The organism is Nonomuraea sp. NPDC048881, from assembly GCF_040649795.1.
In the GTDB taxonomy this organism is placed as follows: domain Bacteria; phylum Actinomycetota; class Actinomycetes; order Streptosporangiales; family Streptosporangiaceae; genus Nonomuraea.
Genome location: NZ_JBEZGC010000007.1, coordinates 357647 through 379245, shown reverse-complemented (window position 1 = coordinate 379245; position 21599 = coordinate 357647). Strand labels below are relative to the sequence as shown.

The following is a 21599-nucleotide window of genomic DNA, read 5'->3' as shown; positions in this document are numbered from 1 at the left end:
CGGCCGCTCTCCGGCCGCTCTCCGGCCGCTCTCCGGCCGCCGGACGGCCACGCGCGACGCGTGTTCGCGCGTGGCCGTACGCTGGTGTGATATCGATCTCGATATCACCGGATGGCCGATATCGGTCTTGGACACCGCCTTTCGCCCTGTGCTGTCATGTCCGGGCTTGCCCCTGTTCCTGCCCGGAGGTGCTCCCGCATGCCCAATCGCCTGTCGAACGTCGGTCGGCTCACGGTCGCGGCGATGTCGGCCGGGTTGCTGACGGCCGCGATCACGCTGCCCGCCGTCGGCGGCACCGGCACGCTGGTCGTCTCCGCCACCGAGCAGCTGAACCTCAAGCCGGTGGCGCTGGCCGAGCCGCCCCTGGCGCAGACCTCCACCGTGTACGACGCCCGCGGCAACGTGATCGCCCGCTTCTACGACCAGAACCGCGAGATCGTCCGCCTGGACCAGATCTCCGAGGTGATGCGGACGGCGGTCGTCGCCATCGAGGACGACCGGTTCTACCAGCACGGCGCGATCGACCTGGAGGGCACGCTGCGCGCCCTGGTCAAGAACCTCAGCTCCGACCGGCTCAGCCAGGGCGGTTCCAGCATCACCCAGCAGTACGTCAAGCAGGTGCTGCTCAACGCGGCCGGCACCGAGCAGGACAAGAACAAGGCCCTGGAGGCCAGCTACGCCCGCAAGCTCAAGGAGCTGCGCTACGCGATGGGCGTCGAGCAGAAGTACGGCAAGGACGAGATCCTGCGCCGCTACCTCAACATCGCCTACTTCGGCGCGGGGGCCAACGGCGTGCAGGCCGCGGCCAGGCGGTTCTTCGGCGTCCCGGCGTCCCGGCTGGACCTGGCCCAGGCCGCCACGCTGGCTGGCGCCGTGCAGGACCCGAACACGACCGACCCGAGCCGCGGCAGGAAGGCCCGCGCGCTGCTGCTGGCCCGGCGGAACGTGGTGCTCGACCGGATGGCCGAGCTGGGCAGGATCACGCCGGAGCAGGCGGCCGCGGCCAAGGCGAGGAAGCTGGGGTTCAAGGACGTCCGGCTGCCCAACGGCTGCGGCGACAGCGACCATCCCTACTTCTGCGAGTACGTCCGGCACGAGCTGCTGGCCAACCCGGCCTTCGGCGGCACGCGGCGGGCCAGGGAACGCGCCTTCGCGCAGGGCGGCCTGAAGATCTACACCACGCTCGACCCGAAGGCCCAGGCCGCCGCGGACCGGGCGATCAGGAAGCACGTCGCCGCGACCGACGACGCCCTGGCCGCCGAGGCGCTGGTCGAGCCCGGCACCGGCGCGATCAGGGCCATGGCCGCCAGCCGCGGCTACGGCTCCTCGGCCAGGAAGAAGCAGATCTCCTTCAACGCGGTGGCCGACGCGCGGCACGGCGGGCTGATCGGCTTCCAGGCGGGCTCGACGTTCAAGACGTTCACCCTGGTCGAGGCGCTCAAGCAGGGCATGAAGGTGGACGACGGCATCACCGTGGGCAACGGCTACAACGCCCCCTCCACCAGCGCCTTCAAGAACTGCGCCGGCGCCGGCGTCGGCGACCCGTCCTGGACGGTCACCAACGACGAGGGCTCCCCCGGTTTCAAGACGCTGCGGACCGGCACGTGGGGCTCGGTGAACACCTTCTTCATGGCGCTGGAGCAGCGGGTGGGGCTGTGCCGGACGGTCGAGACGGCCAAGTCGCTCGGCATCGCCCGCGCCGACGGCCGCAAGCTCCAGGAGTACGAGACGTTCACGCTCGGCATCAACGAGACAGACCCGGTGACGGTGGCCACCGCGTACGCCGCCATCGCCGCCCGGGGCAGGTACTGCGCGCCGATGGCCATCACCAAGATCACCGATGCCGCCACCGGCCGGCCGACCTCGTACCGGCCGTCGTGCCGGCAGGCTCTCGATCCGGGCGTCGCCGACGCGACCGCGCACATCCTGTCGGGCGTGTTCACCAAGGGCACGATGAGCCGCGTCGGCGGCATCGGCCGCCCGGCGGCGGGCAAGACCGGCACCACCGACGGGTACGCCACGGCGTGGTTCGCCGGGTTCACCCCGGACCTGGCGGGCGCGGTCAGCATCGGCGACCCGCGCGGCTCGCAGCGGTACAAGCTGGTGAACACCACGATCGGCGGCCGGTACTTCGCCATCGTGGCCGGGGCCTCGCTGCCGGGGCCGATCTGGAACGACACGATGAGGGCGGCGCTGAAGGGCGTGCCGGCCACGCGGTTCACGCCGATCGACACCGGGCGCTTCGGCGGTTGCGGCGACGCCTGCGCGCCCGCCCGTCCCGACCGGGACGCGGACCGTCCCGACGCGGGCGAGCCCGGCCTCGGGGAGACGGACCCGGGCGAGACCGGCCTCGGGGAGCGGGCCCTCGACGACCAGGGCGCGGGGAGAACGCCCTGAGCGGCGTGCCGGCCGGTTCCACGGCTCCCGGTCCATAACCCCGACGGGTGACTCAAGAGCTATACGACAGGCGGCGCGGCGCGACCGTACCCTCGATGAGTCCGCACATCTCCGCCTCACGAGGGACGGTTCCGCCATGCCCAAGGCACGGACGTTCGGCCGGACACATCTGGCGCTCTGCCTCGCGCTCGCCGCCGGGGTCGCCGCCATCGGCGTGAGCGCGGTGGCCGACGCCACCGCCTCACGCCCGGGCGACCCGCGGCCCGTGGTCATCCGCGACACGAGCGGCGTCGCGGTCGGGCGGCTCAGCATCCTGCGCGAGGGGTTCGGGACGGTGCGCGTCTCGGTCTCGGTCAAGGGCCTGACGCCCGGCTTCCACGGCTTCCACATCCACACGACGGGCCTGTGCGACCCGAAGGCCGTCGATCCGGCGACCGGCCAGGTCTCCCCCTTCTTCACCGCCGGCGGCCACTTCGACCTGGCCGGCACCGTCCACGCCGGGCACTCGGGCGACCTGCCGCCGCTGCTGGTCGGCAAGGACGGGACGGGCGCCGCGTCGGTCGTCACCGACCGGTTCGGCCTGCGCGAGCTGACCGACGCCGACGGCAGCGCGGTCATCGTGCACGCGCTCCCCGACAACCTGGCCAACATCCCCGCCCGCTACGCCCCTGACGGCCCCGACGAGGCCACGCGCAGGACGGGCGATGCGGGCGGCCGCACCGCCTGCGGCGTGATCAGGTGACGCGACGCGCGTGAGCCCCGCCGTGGCCGGGCGGCGGTGTGCGGCTAGTCTCGTGCCGTAACGCCGCCGACCTCGGGGAGTTCCCGTCATGATCTTCATCACCGCGAAGTTCCGCGTCCTGCCGGAGCACGCCGGCCGCTGGCCGGAGATCTCGGCCGAGTTCACCGAGGCCACCCGCGCCGAGCCGGGCTGCCTGTGGTTCGACTGGTCGCGCAGCCTCGACGACCCGGCCGAGTACGTCCTCGTCGAGGCCTTCCGCGACGACGCCGCCGGGGCGGCGCACGTGGGGTCGGCGCACTTCAAGCAGGCCCAGCAGGTGCTGCCCGGGTACCTGGCCGAGACGCCGCGCATCGTCAACGCGAACGTCCCGCAGGATGACTGGTCGCTGCTCGGCGAGATGGCCGTCCCCGAGCGCGGCTGACCGCATCACCGGGGCGAGCCGGGTCATGGCGGCGAACCCGGAGAAGGCGTTGCAGGCCATCGTCACCAGCGCGGTGACGACGTAGGCGGTGGAGTGCGGCACGGGACCCTCCGGTCGGTGTCGGCTGTTCAGCCCTGCGGGCGGAACCCGGACGCGTGGCCCGCGGCCGAGTGGTCCTGGCGTAGCGCGCCAGCAGGGCCTGGACGAACGGCTCCGGCAGGCCGCCCGCGACCAGGCGCCGCTCGGCGGCCTCCGGCGGGATCTCCTCGAAGCGCAGCGGCCGGCCGATCGCCTCGCCGAGCACGGCCACCATCGCGGCGTGGGTCAGCGACTCGGGCCCGGTCAGTTCGAGCCGGCGTCCGGCGTACCCGCCGAGCAGCGTCCTGGCGGCGATCTCGACCAGGTCCCGCTCGTCGATCGGCACCTCCTGGAAGCCCGCGTGCACGTACCGGACGACGTCCCCGGCCCGGATCTGCGGGGCCCACGACTGGAGGGCGTTGCCGGCGAAGGAGGCGGCGCGCAGGCTGGTCCACTCCAGGCCGCTGTGCACGGCGGCGGCCTCGGCCTCCTTGTTCCGGTCGCCGCGGAAGCGGGAGGGCTGCTCGTCGAGGGGCTCGTCGACGTTCATCGCCGACAGGGCCACCGCCCGCCGCGCCCCGCGCTCGGCGGCACGGGCGAGCAGGCCGGGCGCCCCGTCGCCGATGGCGCGCGGGTGCAGGAAGACGGCGGTGACGCCGTCCAGGTGGCCGGCGAGGGTCTCGGGGCGGGCCGGGTCGCCCTCGACGGCCTCGGCCCCGGCGGGCAGGCGCACCCCGGCCGCCGAGCGGGTGACGGCGCGCACCTTGGCCCCTCGGGCGGTGAGCAGTTCGACCAGCGGGCGTCCGAACGTCCCGGTGGCGCCGGTGACGAGAATCATGTCGTTCATGCCCGTTGAGAGGAACCCGGGACGGGAAGTGTGACATCGGCTTGAGCCGGCGGAAGTCCCGCCCGCTCCGGCCACCGAGCTCCGGGACCCGCCGACAAGGGGTGCTTTATCCGGATCGGAGCGCTGGGCGGCTACTCTGCGGCCCATGCACACCCAGTCACTCGCACCCGGTCCGGCCCTCGGCCCCAGGCTCATCAGAGCCGAGATCCTCGTCGTGCTGTCGGTCTCGCTCGGCGCCAGCGCGGTGTTGTCGCTGGTCCGGCTGATCGGCTCGCTGACCGCGCCCAAGGAGCTGAAGGGGCAGCAGGCCGTGCTGGTCGGCTCGCTGGCCCCCGGGCGGCCGTGGCTGGACCTGACGTTGCAGCTCGTGGACATCGCGATCTCGGTGGCGCCGGTCGCGCTGGTGGCGTACCTGCTGGTGCGGTCGGGCGAGTCGTTGCGGACGATCGGGGTGGACCTGCGCGAGCCGGGTCGCGACACGTTGCGCGGCGCGCTGCTCGCCGCCGCGATCGGCGGCACGGGGCTGGCCTTCTACCTGGTGGTCTACGCGCTGGGCGTCAACCTGACGGTGGTGCCGGGGCAGTTGCCCGAGGTGTGGTGGCGGGTGCCGGTGCTGCTGCTGGCCGCCGCGCAGAACGGCGTGCTGGAGGAGGTGCTGGTCAGCGGCTACCTGCTGCACCGGCTGGACCAGGCGGGCTGGGGTCCGTGGCGGGCGGTGGCCGTGTCGTCGGTGTTGCGGGGGTCGTACCACCTGTATCAGGGGTTCGGGGGGTTCGTCGGGAACGTGGTCATGGGGCTGGTGTTCGGACGGCTGTACCAGCGGTGGGGGCGCGCGATGCCGCTGGTGATCGCGCACACGCTGATCGACGTGGTGGCCTTCGTCGGGTACGCCGCCCTGCACGGCCGGGTGAGCTGGCTCCCCTGACGCAAGCAACTTGCATGACTGTCGCAAGAAACCGATAAATGCTTGCAGCTCGACAACAAAGCTCCGAAACTCCTTCGCAGGAGCCTTGTGCCGCGGGGTCGTGGGGTCCTACTGTCACCTCACCCCCCGAGAGAATCGAGCTTCGGATGTCAGGCACGAGCACATCCCGGAGGGTCGTGGCGGCGCTCGCCGCGGCCCTCGGCCTCCCCCTCGCCTCGCTCGCCGTCCCCGCGCAGGCCGTAGCGGCACATGGGCCCGTGGTCACCAGGGCCGCCCTCGACCCGGCCCTGGTCGCCGGCCGGGGCGCGCGCGTCGGCTTCGCCGAGCAGGAGGCCGAGAACGCCTCGACGGACGGCACGGTCATCGGCCCCGACCGCACCGCCTACACGCTGCCCGCCGAGGCGTCCGGGCGGCGGGCGGTCCGGCTGACGCCCGGCCGGCACGTCGAGTTCACCCTGCCGGCCGCGGCCAACGCGATCACGGTCCGCTACAGCATCCCCGACGCGCCCACGGGCGGCGGCATCACCGCGCCGCTCGACGTCGCGGTCAACGGCCGCCACCGGGCCACCATGACGCTGACCTCGCAGTACTCCTGGCTGTACAACCAGTACCCCTTCACCAACGACCCCGGCGCCGACCTGCTGCACCCGGACTGGTGGATCACCGAGTGCTCCTGCGTGCCCAGCGCCACCGTCCCGGCCCCGGCGATCGCCAAGCCGTTCCGGCCCAGCCACTTCTACGACGAGCAGCGCCTGCTGCTCGGACGCACGTACCGGGCGGGCGACCGGATCCGGCTGACGGCGAGCGCCGGAGCCGCCTGGACGGTCATCGACCTGCTCGACTCCGAACTCGTCGCCCCGCCGCGGATCGAGCCGGTCGCGGCCGACGTGCTGGCCTTCGGCGCCGACCCGTCCGGGCGCCGCGAGTCGTCGGCCGCCTTCGACCGGGCCGTCGCCTTCGCCCGGCGCGCCCACCTGAAGGTGTACGTCCCGCCCGGCACGTACCAGGTCAACCGGCACATCGTCGTGGACGACGTGACGATCACCGGCGCCGGAAGCTGGTACACGATCATCAGGGGCCGCGAGGTCACCCTGGACGCCCCGGCGCCCGACGGGTCCGTCCACACCGGCGTCGGCTTCTACGGCAGGGACGCCGCGGACGGCGGCAGCCGCAACGTGCACCTGTCCGGGTTCGCCATCGAGGGCGACGTCCGCGAGCGCGTCGACACCGACCAGGTCAACGGCGTCGGCGGCGCGATGAGCGACTCCACGATCGAGGGCCTGCACATCCACCACACCAAGGTCGGCCTCTGGTTCGACGGCCCGATGAGCGGCACCCGCGTCACCGGCAACGTGATCGCCGACCAGATCGCCGACGGGCTCAACCTGCACACCGGCGTCACCGGCACGGTCGTGTCGGACAACTTCGTCCGCAACTCCGGCGACGACGGCCTGGCCATGTGGTCGGAGCGCACGGCGGACGCGCGCAACACCTTCGACCACAACACGGTCCAGACGCCGGTGCTGGCCAACGGCATCGCCATCTACGGCGGCGCCGACAACACGGTCTCGGCCAACCTGATCGCCGACCCCGTCCGCGAGGGCAGCGCCCTGCAGGTCGGCTCCCGCTTCGGCGCCGAGCCGTTCGCCGGCCGCCTGGACATCACCGGCAACACCACCGTGCGGGCCGGCACGTACGAGCTGAACTGGAAGATCGGCCTCGGCGCCATCTGGTTCTACGCCCTGGAGCGGAACATCGACGCCGACATCCGGGTGACCGGCGACCACTACCTGGACAACACCTACAACGCCGTCATGCTGGTCGCCGACTGGCCCGTCAAGGACCTCTACTCCATCACGAACCTGCGCTTCAAGGACGTCCGGGTGGACGGCACCGGCACCTCGGTGCTCAGCGCCCGCGCCGCCGGCTCGGCCGCCTTCGAGAACGTGGACGCCCGCAACGTGGGCGCGGTCCCCGTGAACAACTGCGGCACCTTCCACTTCACCCCCTCCGGCTCGGAGTTCGCGCTGACGGACGGCGGCGGCAACGACGGCTGGCTCGCCCCCTGGCTCCTGCCCAACACCCTCACCTGCGACGACCGCCCTCCGCTGATCCCCCCACCGGCCCCCGCCCCCTGGTGAGGTCGAAAACACCGGCGAAGGGATTTTGACAGCGTGATTCCTGCGACCATGATGGAGGAGCACATTCGTCCCAGGAGCTGATCGACGTGCACGGAGACGGCGGAGCGCCCACCGGTCCGGGCGGCAACGAATGGCCCGCCGACCTCGACGTCGGGCTCCTGCTGGAGTCCGGCTGGCGCCCCACCGCCTTCCGGCAGTTCATCCTCAAGCTGCACAGCCGCTGCAACCTCGCCTGCGACTACTGCTACATGTACGAGATGGCCGACCAGAGCTGGCGCCGCCAGCCGCGGAGCATGGCGAAGCCGACCATCGACCGCGTGGCCGCCCGCATCGCCGAACACGCCGATGCTCACCAGCTGAAGAGCGTGGACATCACCCTGCACGGCGGCGAGCCCCTGCTGGCCGGCATGCCACACGTCCGATACGCGGTGAACGCCCTGAGATCGGCGCTCGGCGAGCGGACAGACGCGGTCGTCCAGGTGCAGACCAACGGCGTCCTGCTCAGCGAGGCGTTCCTGGACCTGCTCGCCGAGCTCGACGTGTACGTCGGCGTCAGCCTCGACGGTGACGCCGACGGGCACGACCGCCACCGCCGGCGCTCCGACGGGGAGGGCAGCTACGGCAAGGTGCGCGCCGGGCTGGCCCGGCTCACCTCCCCCGCCTATCGCCACTTGTTCAGCGGCCTGCTGTGCACGCTCGACCTGGCCAACGACCCCGTCATCACCTACAAGGCCCTGCTGGAGTTCCAGCCGCCGACGGTGGACTTCCTGCTGCCGCACGGCAACTGGGAGACTCCACCGCCCGGCTGGTCGGCGACCGCACAGCCCTACGGCGACTGGCTCGTCGCCGTCTTCGAGCACTGGCGTTCGGTCCGGCCCAGGGCGACCCGGATCCGGCTGTTCAGCGAGATCATCCGGCAGTTGTGCGGCAGCCCGTCCAGGAGCGAGTCGATCGGGCTGGCGCCCGTGGCCATGGTCGTGGTGGAGACGGACGGCAGCATCGAGCAGGTCGACACGCTCAAGTCCGCCTATGAGGGGGCGACGCGCACCGCGCTGCACGTGTTGCGCGACTCCTTCGACACGGCGCTGCTCGAACCGGCCATCGTCGCCCGGCAGATCGGCCGCGACGCGATGTCGGAGACCTGCGCGTCCTGCGACATCGTGGGGATCTGCGGCGGCGGCCTCTACCCGCATCGTTATCGCGAGGGCAGCGGCTTCCGCAATCCGTCCGTCTACAGCCGCGATCTGTACCGGCTGATCACGCACATCCGGGGCGCGCTCCACGAGGAGCTGGCCGCGCTGTCCGGGACGGCCCCGGCGACGCCGCGCCCGTCCTCCGGCGGGGAGTGAACGCGGCGCCTGCCGTCACACGGGCGGGGGGTCGAAGTCCAGGTCGAGATGGCGGCCTTCGTCCGCCGCCCGTGCATCCGGATGCTCCATGCCGCGCGTCTCGCGGTAGTGGCGCATCGTCTCCTCGCGCAGGGCGGCCGCCTCCTCCTTGTAGTCGGCCCTGGCCAGGTCGGCGGCGAGGTTGGCGGCACAGGCCAGGGTGGTGGGATGTTGCTCGCCCACCAGGGGGCGGAGCTGCCGATGCGTGTCCCTGCCCAGCCGGCAGGCCGCCTCCAGCTCGCCGAGGGCGGCCAGGTCGCTGGCGAGGTTGACGGACGCGGTCAGCGCGTAGTGGTGCCCACCGCCCACCGTGGCCTTCAGCCCGGCTATGACGCGTTCGTTCAGCTCGCGGGCGCCCTCCAGGTCGCCGCGCACCCGCAGCAGGACCGCCACGTTGCTGGCGCTGCCGAAATAGTACGGATGGTTGGGCCCGTACACCCTCGGATAGCGCACCATGGCGTCCTGGGCCAGCTTGAACGCCCTGTCGATCAGGTCGTTGACCCGGAACGCGTTGGCCAGGCACAGGGCGGCGCCCAGCGTGCTCGGATGGTCGATGCCGTAGTTGCGCACGTAGCGCGCGTGGACGGTGGCGGCGAGTTCGAGGGCCTCGGCCGCCTCGCCCACCCGGAGCCGGGCGATGGCGAGGTCCTTCTGCGTGAGCAGGATGCGCGGATGGTCGGCGTCGAGCTGCTCCTGACCGTAGGCCAGCGCCTCCTCGCCGATGTCGCAGGCCTCCGCGTAGTCTCCGCAGAGCCGGGTCATGCGGCTCAGGCTGGCCCACAGGTTCAGGACCGTGCCCCGGGCCACGGCCGACTCGGCCAGTTGCGCCGCCCTCAGCGCCTCTTCGAGCAGTGTCCGCGCGCCGCGGTAGTCGCTGTTGAGCCCCAGGTCGAGCGCCAGGTTGTTGACCGCCATGAGCGTACGGGCGTGGTCGGGACCGAGGACGGCCTGGTGCACGCTCACCGATTCGGTGTCGTGCTCGCGCGCCTCGACGAACAGGCCGCGACCGCGCAGGTCGGCGCCGATGCCGTTGCGCAGCACCAGGGTGTCACGATGCTCGTCGCCGACCGTCTCCCGCATGGCGGCGAGCGTGGCCATGTCCAGGTCGTACGCTTCGTCGTAGCGGCCCAGGAACCGGAGCAGGTCGCCCTTGACGCGCTGCGCCCGCAACACGCTGATGTCCTGCCGGCCGGAGTCGGCCTTCCACCGCTCCAGGAAGCTGTCGACGTGCGTGCGCGCGACGTTGTGGTTGCCGGAGGCCATCAGGTATTCGAGGATCCGCAGCGCGAACTCCCGCACGTCCTCCCGCTCGCTGTCGGCCAGTCTGGTCGGCGCGACATGGGCCAGCAGGGCGTCGAACCGGGGCCAGTTCGCGGGGTCGCCGGTGTCGCCGGGCGCCGCTCCGGCGAGCAGGGAGTGCACCTCCGCCCGGATCAGGTCCTGGGTGTCGGCCGGCAGGCCCTCCCGCAGCAGCGCCTGGATGAGCCGGTGCACCTGGATCGTGCGCTCGCCGGTGACCGTGCCCTGGCCGGGCTCGGCCTCGATGCGGACCAGCGCGTACTTCCCCAGTCTCTTGATCGCCTTGCTCAGCCGGAGCGGGTCGGCGAGCAACTCGGCCATGACCGGCCGCACCGGACCCCTGACCGGGCGGAACACCCCGCGCGGAATGGGCTCGGGCCCGAAGAAGGCGCAGCAGCGCAGCAGCTCCATGGCTTCGGGCAGGTGCTCCTGGAGCGTGCTGACCGACAGCTCCCAGGCCGCGGACATCGACAACGGGTACTCGGCGGGCTTGCCCTCGCTCAGCAGGCTCGCGGTGCGCTCCTTGAGCAGGCGCAGGTACTCCTCCGGCGACATGCCGGTCTCGCTCTGCAGCGCGGCCGACTGCTCCAGCGCCAGCGGAAGGTCCCCGAGAGCCTCGGCGAGCCGGCCGGCGTCGGCGTCGCTGATCGAGCGGCGCATGCGCCTGCCGAGGAACTGCATGCTCTCCTCGCGGCTGAACACGTCGACGGCGACCGTGCCGACCACGCCCTCCCACCGGTGGTTGCGCGAGGTGATGAGCACGTGCCCGGGGCCGGGGGGAATGTTCGGCTGCAGGTCTTCGGGCTCGTCGGCGTTGTCGAAGATCAGCAGCCACCGCTCGTACGGCTCCCCGCTGCGCAATCTCTCGATCACGGCGTCGGCGGCGTCCTCCGTGCTGGTCATGGTGGATCCGGGCACGCCCAGCCGCGGTGCGAGCTGCGCCAGGTTCGATCGCACGAGGCCCGGCTGGTCCGCGGGGATCCACCAGACGAGGTCGTAATGCTCGCGGAAGCGGTAGGCGTACTCGATGGCCATCTGGGTCTTGCCGACACCGCCCAGGCCGTGCAGGGCGCGCGGGCCCTGCGGCAGGTTGGGGGCGTGTGCCACCACCGCGGTGACCTGGCCGACGATCCCGCTGCGCAGCCTGTCGAGCAGCTCTTCACGCCCGGTGAAGTTCTGGTTCCGCGGCGGGACCTTCCAGACCGCGGGATACGGGCCCGTGGTCCCCCATGCCACCGACTCCGGTGATTCCGTCACGCGTTATCGCCTCCCGTCCGCGAGTCCCAGTGAGGGATTACCGCACTGGTGGCAGGGGCAAGATGGAGATGGCCGACATTATGCTGATTAGCGTACAGGTTTCATGCACGCCGGTCATTACGGTCAGCACTGTTAGCTGTTTTCCGGACAGCTATAATAGGGCGACGATAATGCCGGCACGCAGACAGTACCTTCCAGATCAACGTTCTCGCGAAACTTCGGAGCCGGTGTTCCGCGCCGCTCACGCCTCGCGAGGCGGCGAGTGTCGACCAGCAGAGGAGATGGCCATGGCACCGCAGCAGAGCGACCTGATCGACGCGCTCTCCATCGTGTCCGACCTTGACAGGCTCGGCGACTCCCCCATCGGCCTGACCGTCCGGGAGCTGCTGGAGGAGCCCCGCCAGGCGGAGGACTGCAGGAAGTTCGACAACAGCACCCCGCCGCCGCCCCTGGTCGGCGACCGCTAGGGACCGGGTCCGCATCGGCGAGGAACCGACACCTCGCCGACGCGGACCAAATACGTCATTCCACAACTTAATCGACATTAATTCTCATGCCGCTTTAATCCGGATAAACGGATCAAATATTGATTCGTCCGACGTCTAACCATATGGTCACATCAGTAACACAACCGTAGACGGCTCATCCTCCGTTGTGGTGTAGGTCTTGTGTGACCGTAGGGTGGTTCAACTATTCGGATGCCGTGAAAGTGCTGGGCGGCGAGGGGAAACTGGTCAAGGCGCTCGACCGCCTGGTCGGAGGGCTGTTGCTCAGCGCGACCGGCCCGACGGGCGAGCTGGTGGTCAGCCTGTTCGACGTCGAGGGAGAGCTCGCCCGCGTGAGCGGACAGCTCGGCACGGCGCTCCACGACCGCTTCTCCGGCCTCGGCAGATACCAGCGCACCCAACGGATCGCCGCCGCCCACGCCGTCATCGTCGTCACCGCGTTCTTCGAGGCCGTCCGGCAGGGGGAGGAGCACTTCGGCTCCGGGAAGCTGCGCATGCTCAGGTCGGAGCAGGTGATCATAGCGGGCGCCTCGGACGTGACCGGGAACCGGCTGGGCGACCTGGTCGAGCACCTCCTGCACGTGCAACTTCCCTGCCCAGGACCGACGCAGCCGTACGAGCAGGTCGAGAAGGCTCTGGACGACTACTACCGGCTGCTGTCCGCCCGGCTGCTGACGTTCCTGCGCGGGCTGCGCATGTGGGAGTCCATGACCGAGGCCCAGCGCGAGCAGGCCGAACGCTGGCTGACCGACGGCGTGCCGCAGGCGGCGCGCCGGCAGTACGCCGAGCTGTTCCACCGCCTGTGCACCGAGGTGCCCGAGATCGCGTACTGGGCGGCCCGCGTCGACCATCAGGCCACCCGTACCGTCATCGGATCGCTCGACACCGGTCTGCGCGATCTGCGCCGGCTGCTCGAATCGGTCGTGTCGGGAGCCGTGCCCGGTGGCATCCGCGACGCGCTCTCGCAGCACTACCGGACGGCGTTGAACCAGCCCGTCATCTCCAGCGCCGACCTGCCCGACGACATGACCATGCCCACGCTCGACCAGGCGTACATCAGCCCGTGCTTCCGCCGGGCGGTCGTGACCGGCTCGTCCCGGCCGGCCGAGTGGAGCTGGTGGCGGGACCGTCCTCTGGAGAGCGACCTGCGCACGTTGCTCTTCGGCTATCTCACGCATCCGAGCGCCACCCAGCTCCCGCTGCTGGTGCTGGGGCAGCCCGGTGCGGGGAAGTCCGTCCTGACCAAGATCCTGGCGGCCAGGCTGCCGCCGGAGCAGTTCGCCGTCGTCCGCGTCCCGCTCCGGGAGGCGCCCGCCGAGCAGGACCTCCAGACGCAGATCGAGCACGCCATCCGGCAGGCCACGGGTGAGGGCGTGCGATGGCCCGCACTGTACGCCGGGGCCGCGAACATCGTCGGCGTGGTCATCCTGGACGGCTTCGACGAACTGCTCCAGGCGACGGGCGTGAGCAACACGAACTACCTGGAGAAGGTGGCCGCGTTCCAGGAGCGCGAGGCTGCCCAGGGAAGGCCCACCGCGGTGATCGTCACGAGCCGTACCGTGGTGGCCGACCGGGCCCGCCTGCCGCGGGAGACCGTGGTGATCCACCTGGAACCGTTCAACGAGACCCAGGTCAAGCGGTGGCTGGACATGTGGAACCGGTTGAACGCCCGGTACTTCAGCGACCACTCCCTCTTCCCGCTGGAGCTGTCCACCGTCGCCGGGCTCGGCGAACTCGCCTCCCAGCCGCTCCTCCTGCTGATGCTCGCGCTCTACGACATGGACGGCAACCCCCTGCGTCACGAGCTGGGCAGGCTGGACCGGGCACAGCTCTACGAACGGCTCCTCGTCAGGTTCGCCCGCAGGGAGGTCCGCAAGTCCGGCGACGCGCTGTCGGAGCAGGCGCTGGAGCGTTCCGTGGACCGGGAGCTGCTGCGGCTGTCGGTCGTGGCGTTCGCCATGTTCAACCGCAACAGCCAGTGGGCGACCGAGGAGGACCTCAAGGGAGACCTGCTCCACCTGCTCGCCGAGGAGAGCAGCCAGGCCGGCGAGTTCCGGACGCCGTTGAACCCCGCCCAGCTCGTCGTGGGGCGCTTCTTCTTCGTGCACGAATCGCAGGCGACGCAGGACGACCAGCAGCGGAAGACCTACGAGTTCCTGCACTCCACCTTCGGCGAGTATCTCGTCGCCCGGCTCACCACCCACGAGGTCGAGGACCTGGTGGCCGCGGCGGAACTGGACACCGGGCACGCCCGGCGCAACCGCCCGAACGACGATTTCCTGCACGCGCTGCTCTGCCACAACCCGCTGTCATCCAGGGAATCGGTGCTGGAGTTCCTCCAGGACCTGATCCGCGGGCTGAGCCGCGATTCGCGGGACATGCTCAAGCGCACCCTGCTGGCCCTGTTCCACGACGCGCTGTACTTCCGCAGCTCCCTGACCTTCGGCTCGTACCTGCCCGGCCGCGTCCGCGAGCTGCGCACCGCCCCCATGCAGTTCGCCACCTACAGCCTCAACCTGCTCGTCCTGCTGACCCTCGCCTGTGACGAGGTCACCGGCGAGGAGCTGTTCCCTGCGCCGCCGGTCACGGCGGGCACCCCGGTCTCGGTGGTGAGCAGGTGGCGGAGCATCGCCCGTCTGTGGCGGTCCCAGATCGCCTACAACGCCTGGACGAACCTGGTCCGCCACGTGGAGGTCCAGCGGTCGTGGCAGGACGGCGAACGCACCCTGCTCCTCAGGTGGGTGGGCAGCAGGGGATCCACCCCGCCGCTGGTCGACCTCTACTGGACCTTCGAGAGGGGGCCGGATCACGAGACCCGCGGACAGTCCTCCTGGATGCACGAGGAGTTCATGGCGGCCGCCCGCCACTTCCACTTCATCTGCGGTTACGAGGAAGAGCTGCTCGTCCACGCCCTGGCGCCGCTCACGGCCGAGCTGAGCCGCTCGCTGATGACCGTCGCCGGCTACTGGCCCGACCGCGCGATGTCGCCCGCTCATGCCCTGCTCCGCCTGTGGCTGCTGTCCAGCCGCGGCGGCGACCCGGCCGAGCTGGCCGGCGCCTACGCCGACTGCATCCTGCTGAGCCAGGCGTTCGCCCCCTATGCCGACAAGGACGCGACCGCCTTCCTCGACATCGTCCTGGGACACCTCAAGCTGGACGCGCCCCGGCTGCGCGGCGTGCTCGCCCTGCGAGATCTGCGGCTCGGGCGGGACAAGCCCGAGATGGTGGCCAAGGTCCGCTCGGTGCTGACGGAGCTCGGCCTGACGCGGTGAGGCGGGCGCGTCAGGGGACCGGAGGTGGGCAGGAGGAGGGCATGACCGACACCTACGACCGGGTCGCCGTTGTCACGGGCGCCGACTCCGGTATCGGCAGGGCCACCGCCGTGCTGCTGGCCGAGCACGGGTTCGACGTGGGGATCACCTACCACGAGGACGAGGACGGCGCACGGGAGACCGCCGCGCTGGTACGGGACGCGGGCAAGGCGGCGGCCGTGCGGCGCCACGACCTGACCGACCCGGTCCGCGCCGCGCACGTCGTCGACGAGCTGGCCGGGGATCTGGGCGGGCTCGGCGTGCTGGTCAACAACGCCGGCACCGGGTCGTCGGAGCCGCTGCTCGACATGGACTACGAGCGCTGGCGTTCGGTGCTGTCGGTGGACCTCGACGGGCCGTTCCTGTGCGCGCAGCGGGCGGCCCGGCGGATGGTCGCCGAGGGGCGCGGCGGCCGGATCGTGAACGTCACCAGCGTGCACGAGGAGTACCCGAGGGTGGGGGCGGGGCCGTACTGCGCGGCCAAGGGCGGGTTGAAGCTGCTCAGCCGGGTGCTGGCGCTGGAGCTGGCCGCGCACGGCATCACGGTCAACACGGTCGCGCCCGGCGAGATCGCCACTCCGATGACCGGGCAGGAGGACCGGCCGCCGCGGGCCGGGAGCCGTCCGGGGTACCCGATCCCGCGGCCGGGCGACGCCCGGGAGGTCGCCGCGGTCATCGCCTTCCTGGCCTCGCCGGCCGCCTCGTACATGACCGGGTCGTCGGTGTTCGTGGACGGCGGCCTGGTCACGATGGGACCGCAGGCGGCGGGGGCGCTCCAGTCCGGCGACTGGCGTTGACCCCGCACCCCCGCCCGCCCGCTCCCACGCGGCACCCCCGCCCGCAGGCGAATGGCACCGCGGTCCTTCAGCCGGCCCGCCGTGCTTCAGGCGGCCCGCCGTCCCTCAGGCGGTGGCCGGATGGCCGACGGCCAGGGCCGCGGCCACCTGCGGCGCAAGCCGCTCCGTCCAGCGGCCCAGCAGTTCCTCCAGCACGGGCACCTGCGACTCCAGCACCGCGAGCCCCGGTGTCGGCACGGTCGCGCCGAGCTCCACCAGCAGCGGACGCAGGTGCACCTCGACCGCCAGCGCGTGCTTCGGATCGCCCATGACCAGCAGCGGCAACGCCACCACCCCGGCCAGCGCCTCCGGCCGCAACCGGTCGAGGAACGCCTTCAGCAGCCCGGTGTACGTGCCCTTGTAGGTGGGGCTGGCCACCACCAGCACCCGCGCCTCGGCGACCAGCTCCAGCGCCACCTCCACGCCGGGCGCGGGCCCGGGGGCGAGCAGGTGCGGCCCGAGCGCCGACAGGTCGATCACGTCGTGCGCGCCCGGCAGGCCGAGCCGCCGTGCGACGGCCTCGGCGGCCGCCACGGCCACGGTCCGCGTCCTGGAGCCCTCGCGGGGGTTGCCGACCAGCGCGACGACGCTCATCCGGCCACCACCGCCGCCAGCCCGGCGGCGTACCGGGAGACGGGCCGGGTCAGGCCGTAGTTGTCGCGAAGGGTACGGCCCTCGTACTCGTACCGGAACAGGCCCCTGACCTGCAACTCCGGCACGACGTGGTCCACGAAGTCGGACAGTCCCGACGGGAGCAGCGGCGGCATGATGTTGAAGCCGTCGGCGGCCCCGGTGAAGAACCACTCCTGGAGCTGGTCGGCGATCTGCTCGGGCGTCCCGGCGACCACGCGGTGGCCGCGGCCGCCGGCCAGCCGGTTGAGCAGCTGCCTGACCGTCAGGCGTTCCCGCCTGGCCAGATCGATGACGAGCTTGCGACGGCTCTGCGCGCCCTCGGTCTCGACGGCCACGTCCGGGAGCGGCCGGTCGAGGTCGTCCTCGGACAGCTCGATGCCGGTCAGGTGGGAGAGCTGGGCCAGGCCGTAGGCGGGGATGATCAGGTCTTCGAGCTCCTTCTCCAGGTGCAGCGCCTCCCGTTCGGTCGAGCCGATGATCGGCGAGATGCCGGGCAGGACGAGCACGTCGCCGGGCTGCCTGCCGTGGGCGGCCACCCGTCGTTTGAGGTCGCTGTAGAACTCCTGGCCCTCCTCCAGGGTCTGCTGGGCGGTGAAGACGGCCTCGGCGTGCCGGGCGGCGAACTCCTTGCCGTCCTCCGACGACCCGGCCTGCACCAGCAACGGACGGCCCTGCGGGGAACGGGAGGTGTTCAACGGCCCCCGGACGGCGAAGTGGCGGCCGATGTGCTCGACGGGATGGATCTTGCCGGTGTCGGCGTAGCGGCCGCCGGTGCGGTCGCCCAGGATGGCGTCGTCCTCCCAGCTGTCCCAGAGCTTGCCTGCCACCTCCAGGAACTCGTCCGCCCTGGCGTAGCGGGCGGCGTGCGTGGGGCGTTCGACGCCGAAGTTGAGCGCCTCGGCCTCGCTGGCGGAGGTGACGATGTTCCAGCCGGCCCGGCCGCCGCTGATGTGGTCGAGGGAGGCGAACTTGCGCGCCACGTGGAAGGGCTCGTTGTACGTCGTGGAGACGGTCGCGATCAGGCCGATGTGGTCGGTCACCGAGGCCAGCGCGGCCAGCAGCGTGAGCGGCTCCAGCCCGCCGAGCGCGTTGTGCCGGACGTCGCCCTGCAGCGCCACGCCGTCGGCGAGGAAGAGCGAGTCGAGCTTGCCGCGCTCGGCGATCCTGGCCAGCTCCTGGTAGTGGCGGACGTCGGTCAGGCGGCTCGGCTCGGTGCGGGGGTGCCGCCAGGCGGCCTCGTGATGGCCGACGCCCATGAGGAAGGCGTTCAGGTGGAGCTTTCTCGTCACGTGGTCCTCCAGGTGGAGAAGCGGCGCTCGACGCCGATCAGGAGCAGGTTGAACAGCAGGCCGACCACGGAGATCGTGATGATGCCGGCGTACATGTCGGGGATGCGGAAGCTGGACTGGGCGTCGAGGATGAGGTAACCGAGCCCGGCCTTGGCGCCGACCATCTCGGCGAACAGCAGCACGAGGATCGAGTAGGCGCCCGCCAGGCGCACCCCCGTGAAGATGGTGGGCACGGCGGCCGGCAGGATCACCTTCTGGAACAGCCGCACCGGGCCGAGGCCCATCGACCGGGCCGACTTGATCAGCAGGGGTTCGACGGTCTTCACGCCGCTGACGGTGTTGAGCAGGATGGGCCAGGAGCAGGCGTACAGGACGAACGCCACCTTCGTCGTCTCGCCGATGCCGAGGATGAGCGTGAAGACCGGCAGCAGCGCGACCGCCGAGGTGTTGCGGAACACCTCCAGCAGCGGGGTGAGGAAGTCGGCGACGGGCTTGTACCAGCCGATCAGCAGCCCGAGCGGGATGGCCAGCACGATCGCCAGCCCGAACCCGGACAGCGAGCGCGCCAGCGACGCCCCCAGGTGCTCCGGGAGCCGGCCCGATAGCAGCAGGTCCGCGCCGGCGGCCAGGCTCTCCGACAGCGGGGGCACGAACACGGGGTCCACCACGCCGAGGCGGGGCAGCACCTCCCAGGCGGCCAGGAGCAGCAGGATCGCGGCCGAGTTCCGCACCGCCCGCCGCGCCGGCCCGCCCGCCCGCCGCCACGTCGCCGCCTTCCGGCTCGTTCCGGTCGAGGCCGTCTTCCTGCTCGTCCCGCCCGACGCCGCCTTCCGGTCCTCCCCCTCGGTGGGCCGGACAGCGGTGGACAGGACAGCGGCGGGCTCGTCCCGGGTGGCGGGCTCGTCCCGGGTGGCGGGGTCGGGGTCGTCGTCGGGGATGTCGTACCAGTGGACGTCGCCCTCGGGACGCGTCCGTTCGTCGGCGCGGGCGTCAGTCATGCCGGATCGCCGCCTTCCGCTCCTGCACCTGCGCCGCGGCGACCTCGTCGCGCAGCAGCCCCCACACGTGGTGCCGGTACTCGCCGAAGCGCGGGTCGGCCCGCAGGTCCCCCTCGCGCGAGTCGAAGTCCACCTCGATGATCTCCTTGATCCGGCCCGGTCTGGAGGTCATCACGGCGACGCGTTGCCCCAGGTAGACGGCCTCGTCGATGCCGTGCGTGATGAACACGACGGTCTTGCGGGTGTGCTGCCAGATGCGCAGCAGCTCCTCCTGGAGCGACTCGCGGGTCTGCGCGTCGAGCGCGGCGAACGGCTCGTCCATCAGCAGGACGTCGGGGTCGAAGGCCAGGCTGCGGGCGATGGCGACGCGCTGGCGCATGCCGCCCGACAGTTCGTGCGGGTAGCGGTCCTCGAAGCCGGACAGTCCGACCAGTTCCAGGTGCCGCCGCGCCCGTTCCGTACGCTCGGCCCTGGGCACGCCCTTGGCCTCCAGCCCGAAGGCCACGTTGGCCAGCGCGGTCCGCCAGGGGAACAGCGCGTACTGCTGGAAGACGATCCCCCGGTCGAGGCCGGGCCCGGTGACGGGCGCGCCGTTGACCACGATCTGGCCCGACGTCGGCTCGGTGAGGCCCGCGACCAGGTCGAGGAGGGTGGACTTGCCGCAGCCGCTCGGCCCGACGAGCGTGAGGAACTCCCCTTCGCGGACGTCCAGCTCGATCCCGGACAGGGCGGTGAACGGCTCGCCCGCGTCCCTGACCGTGAACTCCTTGGAGACGTTCCGGATGCCGATCTTGGTCTGGACGCCGGTCTCGCTGATCGTGGCGGTCATGAGCCGCTCCCGTTCGCGTAGGGGTTGAACTCGTTGGTGTAGAGGTCGGTGGCCTTGACCTGGCCAGGACGGATCTCGCCCTCGCGCTGGAGCCAGTCGATCCACCGCTGGAACTCCCGGCTGTCGATGACGCCGCCCTTGCCCGCTATGCCGGTGCTCTTCCAGAGCTTCACGACGTCGGTGCTCTCGTTGCGCCCGCGCTTGGCGATGATCTGCTGGAACTTGGCGACGACCTCCTCGCGCGGGTGGGTCTGCGCCCAGGCGATGGCCTTGGCGAAGCCGGCCACGAAGGTCCTGACGGTGCCGGGGTTCCTGGCGATGAAGTCCTCGCGCAGCACGACGGACCCGGCCGTGAACGGCCCGAACAGCTCGACGTCGGTGAACAGCGGACGCAGCCCGCCGCGTTCGAGCGCCTTGTCCTTGAGCACGCCGCCGAGCGTGCCGACGTCGAGCTGCCCCTGCCGCAGCGCCTGCTCGGTGTTGACCGGCGGGATGACCACGAGCTGGACCTGCTCGATCTCGGCCGGGGTCAGCCCCTGACGCTTGAGGTACTCCTTGATGACGGCCTCGTGGTGGGCGCCGAGGGTGTTGACGCCGATCTTCTTGCCGATGAGGTCGCGGGCGGTTCTGATGGGGCTGTCGTCCTTGACGTAGTAGCCGTTGAACGACTTCTCGTCCGAGCCGTAGTAGCCGATCACCGCCTTGATCGGGGCCTTGGCCGCCTTGAGCTTGATGACGGCGCCGTCGAAGGCGCCGCCGAAGTCGGTCTGGCCGGTGGCCGCGGACTGGATGTCCTGCGGCCCCGAGGTGGTGTTGCCCACCCACTTGAGCTTGACGTCGCCGAGGTAGCCGAGCTCCGCGGCCAGTTCGGGGAAGGTGACGTTGCCCGCGCTGCCCTGGTAGCGGAGCTCCTTCACCTCCGGTTCGCCGGGTTTCGCCGAGCCCTCGGCCGCGCCGCAGCCGACGGTCACGGTGGCGAGCAGCACGGCGAGGAGTGCACGTCTGATGTTGATCACGATGAGTTCCTCTGGGGAGAACTGCGCAGGGGGTAGGGAGGTCTGCCGGAGGTGCGTGATCAGCGACACTGCGCGCTGGCGACGTGGCCGTGGTCCACGTGCGGGCGCCGGGTCAGGTAGAGGCCCTGGCTCATGCGTACGAAGCTACGGAACCCCGGACGCTAAGTCAACATTTCCTACTGGATATACATGAAAACCCCGGACCATGCCGGATGGGAATGCCATTTCCGCAGAGGGAACGGCGGGCGTGACGGGCCTGGTCAGCGAGGCGCTGCCCGGCCTTACGGCACGCCGGATCACCCGTTCGGCACGGCGGTGGGCCGGAAGGGCATTGGCGGGCCGGCGAAAGTCCGTCAATGTGAGACCTGCCTGTCGAGCACTTCGCCTCGCACCAGGAACGCCACGGGCAGGCCGGAGCCGATGAAGGAGCAGCCATGGCACCGCGGATCGTCACCCACCACCAGGACCTCGTCGACCTGTCCGTGCTCGCACCCGCGCGGCCGGCGGAACTCGGCAACTCCGTCATCGCCATGGAGCTGCTCGAACTGCTCGAATCGGCGCCGGAGGACGAGGTGTTCGCCGCGTTCGACGACAGCACGCCCGCGCCGCGCCGCGCCGGCGGCCGGTGATCACGGCACCGGTCCGCCCGTAAGGGCGCGGCGGCGGCCGGTCATCCTGACCGGCCG

Annotated in this window: 17 protein-coding genes; 10 read left to right on the top strand and 7 right to left on the bottom strand. The window is 71.3% G+C overall.

What is annotated here, in order from left to right; genetic code table 11:
• Window positions 1-198 precede the first annotated feature (198 nt).
• The 3 genes from AB0C33_RS26655 (at window position 199) to AB0C33_RS26645 (ending at window position 3560) form a co-directional block, all read left to right on the top strand.
• Complete coding sequence (locus AB0C33_RS26655) at window positions 199-2397, top strand: transglycosylase domain-containing protein (RefSeq protein ID WP_358292499.1); 2199 nt, start codon at window positions 199-201, stop codon at window positions 2395-2397.
• Window positions 2398-2533: 136 nt separating this feature from the next.
• Window positions 2534-3139 carry a superoxide dismutase family protein gene (locus AB0C33_RS26650; RefSeq protein ID WP_358292496.1) on the top strand — a complete coding sequence of 202 codons (606 nt, stop codon included), beginning with the start codon at window positions 2534-2536 and terminating at the stop codon, window positions 3137-3139.
• Between the two features lie 88 nt (window positions 3140-3227).
• The gene (locus AB0C33_RS26645) at window positions 3228-3560 is read left to right on the top strand and encodes a putative quinol monooxygenase (RefSeq protein ID WP_358292493.1); all 333 of its coding nucleotides are present in this window, start codon (window positions 3228-3230) and stop codon (window positions 3558-3560) included.
• Here AB0C33_RS26645 and AB0C33_RS26640 read toward each other — a convergent pair.
• Window positions 3493-4485: an NAD(P)H-binding protein gene (locus AB0C33_RS26640; RefSeq protein ID WP_358292491.1), complete on the bottom strand. Its 993-nt coding sequence runs from the start codon at window positions 4483-4485 to the stop codon at window positions 3493-3495. The genes AB0C33_RS26645 and AB0C33_RS26640 overlap by 68 nt on opposite strands.
• A gap of 145 nt (window positions 4486-4630) precedes the next feature.
• Here AB0C33_RS26640 and AB0C33_RS26635 point away from each other — a divergent pair, with 145 nt between their 5' ends.
• From AB0C33_RS26635 to AB0C33_RS26625, 3 genes are all read left to right on the top strand, one after another.
• Window positions 4631-5410 carry a CPBP family intramembrane glutamic endopeptidase gene (locus AB0C33_RS26635; protein ID WP_358292488.1) on the top strand — a complete coding sequence of 260 codons (780 nt, stop codon included), beginning with the start codon at window positions 4631-4633 and terminating at the stop codon, window positions 5408-5410.
• A 176-nt stretch (window positions 5411-5586) separates the two neighbouring features.
• Window positions 5587-7551, top strand: a complete 1965-nt coding sequence (locus AB0C33_RS26630; protein ID WP_358292486.1) for a glycosyl hydrolase family 28-related protein — start codon at window positions 5587-5589, stop codon at window positions 7549-7551.
• 86 nt (window positions 7552-7637) lie between these two features.
• On the top strand, window positions 7638-8900 hold the full coding sequence (locus AB0C33_RS26625) for an FxsB family cyclophane-forming radical SAM/SPASM peptide maturase (protein WP_358292484.1): 1263 nt from the start codon (window positions 7638-7640) through the stop codon (window positions 8898-8900).
• Window positions 8901-8915: 15 nt separating this feature from the next.
• Here the strand turns inward: AB0C33_RS26625 and fxsT are convergent, their stop codons facing one another.
• Complete coding sequence (gene fxsT / locus AB0C33_RS26620; protein WP_358292482.1) at window positions 8916-11495, bottom strand: FxSxx-COOH system tetratricopeptide repeat protein; 2580 nt, start codon at window positions 11493-11495, stop codon at window positions 8916-8918.
• 287 nt (window positions 11496-11782) lie between these two features.
• Between fxsT and AB0C33_RS26615 the strand changes: the two genes are divergently transcribed.
• From AB0C33_RS26615 to AB0C33_RS26605, 3 genes are all read left to right on the top strand, one after another.
• On the top strand, window positions 11783-11962 hold the full coding sequence (locus AB0C33_RS26615; protein WP_358292479.1) for a hypothetical protein: 180 nt from the start codon (window positions 11783-11785) through the stop codon (window positions 11960-11962).
• A 236-nt stretch (window positions 11963-12198) separates the two neighbouring features.
• The gene (locus AB0C33_RS26610) at window positions 12199-15273 is read left to right on the top strand and encodes a hypothetical protein (RefSeq protein ID WP_358292477.1); all 3075 of its coding nucleotides are present in this window, start codon (window positions 12199-12201) and stop codon (window positions 15271-15273) included.
• A 41-nt stretch (window positions 15274-15314) separates the two neighbouring features.
• Entirely contained in the window at window positions 15315-16109 is a 795-nt protein-coding gene (locus AB0C33_RS26605; RefSeq protein ID WP_358292475.1) for an SDR family oxidoreductase, read from the top strand.
• 105 nt (window positions 16110-16214) lie between these two features.
• On the opposite strand, the gene AB0C33_RS26600 is transcribed toward AB0C33_RS26605, so the two are convergent.
• Genes AB0C33_RS26600 through AB0C33_RS26580 form a run of 5 tightly spaced genes read right to left on the bottom strand, consistent with a single transcriptional unit; the run spans window position 16215 to window position 20913 of the window.
• On the bottom strand, window positions 16215-16742 hold the full coding sequence (locus AB0C33_RS26600; protein WP_358292473.1) for an NAD(P)H-dependent oxidoreductase: 528 nt from the start codon (window positions 16740-16742) through the stop codon (window positions 16215-16217).
• Complete coding sequence (locus AB0C33_RS26595) at window positions 16739-18070, bottom strand: LLM class flavin-dependent oxidoreductase (RefSeq protein ID WP_358292471.1); 1332 nt, start codon at window positions 18068-18070, stop codon at window positions 16739-16741. The genes AB0C33_RS26600 and AB0C33_RS26595 overlap by 4 nt, the downstream gene beginning before the upstream one ends.
• Complete coding sequence (locus AB0C33_RS26590; protein ID WP_358292469.1) at window positions 18067-19068, bottom strand: ABC transporter permease; 1002 nt, start codon at window positions 19066-19068, stop codon at window positions 18067-18069. The genes AB0C33_RS26595 and AB0C33_RS26590 overlap by 4 nt, the downstream gene beginning before the upstream one ends.
• Window positions 19061-19897 carry an ABC transporter ATP-binding protein gene (locus tag AB0C33_RS26585; protein WP_358292467.1) on the bottom strand — a complete coding sequence of 279 codons (837 nt, stop codon included), beginning with the start codon at window positions 19895-19897 and terminating at the stop codon, window positions 19061-19063. The genes AB0C33_RS26590 and AB0C33_RS26585 overlap by 8 nt, the downstream gene beginning before the upstream one ends.
• Window positions 19894-20913 carry an ABC transporter substrate-binding protein gene (locus tag AB0C33_RS26580; protein ID WP_358292465.1) on the bottom strand — a complete coding sequence of 340 codons (1020 nt, stop codon included), beginning with the start codon at window positions 20911-20913 and terminating at the stop codon, window positions 19894-19896. Before AB0C33_RS26580 ends, AB0C33_RS26585 begins: the two co-directional genes overlap by 4 nt.
• Before the next feature lie 434 nt (window positions 20914-21347).
• On the opposite strand from AB0C33_RS26580, the gene AB0C33_RS26575 reads away from it, so the two are divergent.
• Entirely contained in the window at window positions 21348-21542 is a 195-nt protein-coding gene (locus AB0C33_RS26575) for a hypothetical protein (protein ID WP_358292463.1), read from the top strand.
• The last annotated feature ends 57 nt before the right edge of the window (window positions 21543-21599 follow it).

Bases quoted from the DNA above. Each gene is read 5' to 3' on its own strand.
- AB0C33_RS26655 (WP_358292499.1), top strand. From the start codon at position 199: ATGCCCAATCGCCTGTCGAACGTCGGTCGGCTCACGGTCGCGGCGATG.
- AB0C33_RS26650 (WP_358292496.1), top strand. From the start codon at position 2,534: ATGCCCAAGGCACGGACGTTCGGCCGGACACATCTGGCGCTCTGCCTC.
- AB0C33_RS26645 (WP_358292493.1), top strand. From the start codon at position 3,228: ATGATCTTCATCACCGCGAAGTTCCGCGTCCTGCCGGAGCACGCCGGC.
- AB0C33_RS26640 (WP_358292491.1), bottom strand. From the start codon at position 4,485: ATGAACGACATGATTCTCGTCACCGGCGCCACCGGGACGTTCGGACGC.
- AB0C33_RS26635 (WP_358292488.1), top strand. From the start codon at position 4,631: ATGCACACCCAGTCACTCGCACCCGGTCCGGCCCTCGGCCCCAGGCTC.
- AB0C33_RS26615 (WP_358292479.1), top strand. From the start codon at position 11,783: ATGGCACCGCAGCAGAGCGACCTGATCGACGCGCTCTCCATCGTGTCC.
- AB0C33_RS26605 (WP_358292475.1), top strand. From the start codon at position 15,315: ATGACCGACACCTACGACCGGGTCGCCGTTGTCACGGGCGCCGACTCC.
- AB0C33_RS26600 (WP_358292473.1), bottom strand. From the start codon at position 16,742: ATGAGCGTCGTCGCGCTGGTCGGCAACCCCCGCGAGGGCTCCAGGACG.
- AB0C33_RS26590 (WP_358292469.1), bottom strand. From the start codon at position 19,068: ATGACTGACGCCCGCGCCGACGAACGGACGCGTCCCGAGGGCGACGTC.
- AB0C33_RS26585 (WP_358292467.1), bottom strand. From the start codon at position 19,897: ATGACCGCCACGATCAGCGAGACCGGCGTCCAGACCAAGATCGGCATC.
- AB0C33_RS26575 (WP_358292463.1), top strand. From the start codon at position 21,348: ATGGCACCGCGGATCGTCACCCACCACCAGGACCTCGTCGACCTGTCC.